Annotated in this window: 2 protein-coding genes; both read left to right on the top strand. The window is 48.4% G+C overall.

The genetic code is table 11. The features are described 5' to 3' along the window. A partial coding sequence (locus tag R7Z77_RS25115) for a YceH family protein (protein WP_318137015.1) occupies positions 1-536 on the top strand: 536 nt, incomplete at its 5' end. Next, on the top strand, positions 533-771 hold a 239-nt coding region (locus R7Z77_RS25110; RefSeq protein ID WP_318137014.1), incomplete at its 3' end, for a GIY-YIG nuclease family protein. The genes R7Z77_RS25115 and R7Z77_RS25110, both read left to right, overlap by 4 nt.

Raw genomic sequence — 771 nt, 5'->3', positions numbered from 1 at the left:
ACCAAAAAAGCAACCGTGAGCCAGTGATGGCATTGTCAGCATCTGACGTCCTTGATGCTGTTGATGCGTTGATTGAGCGTCGACTTGTCAGCGATGAGAGCGCTTTCAATAGCCGTGTTAGCAAGTACCAACATCGTTTTTGCAACACCGAGTTTGGCGATCTTAAATTGTCGGAGCAAGAGAAGGGCATCATCTGTTGCATGTTACTGCGCGGAGCGCAAACGCCAGGCGAGATCCGCACTCGAACCAACCGCCTTGCCACTTTCCACGATGTAAAAGAAGTAGAAGCTGTACTTGAGCATCTTGCTAGCGAAGATAAAGGTCCGCTTGTGGTGAAGTTACCTCGTGAAGCTGGTAAGCGTGAATCTCGTTACGTGCCCTTGTTCTGTGGTGAAGTCGATGTGTCAGCAATGGCTGCGGCAGTTCCGGCTACTTCGTCAAGCTCAGAACGTGTCGCTCAGTTAGAGCAAGAAGTTGCCGAGTTAAGAGAAGAACTCGATGCATTGAAAGCGCAGGTAGAATCTCTACTTTCATGAGTGAAAGCGTTGAGCAGCACTGGAGCGTTTATCTGATCCGCAATAACCGTAATGCACTGTATTGCGGTGTTACCAATGACATCGAAAGGCGATTTAAACAGCACCAACTTGGCAAAGGCGCAAAAGCGCTCAAGGGTAAAGGGCCTCTTGTTTTAGAGTGGTCGACTAGCTTCGACTCAAAAGTAACAGCAATGCGCGCTGAGTATTTCATCAAACAACTAACCAAGAGCAAGAA

The organism is Vibrio sp. 1401 (genome assembly GCF_033340295.1).
The sequence above is the reverse complement of the archived record's forward strand: the minus strand, read 5'-3'. Positions and strand labels throughout refer to the sequence as shown.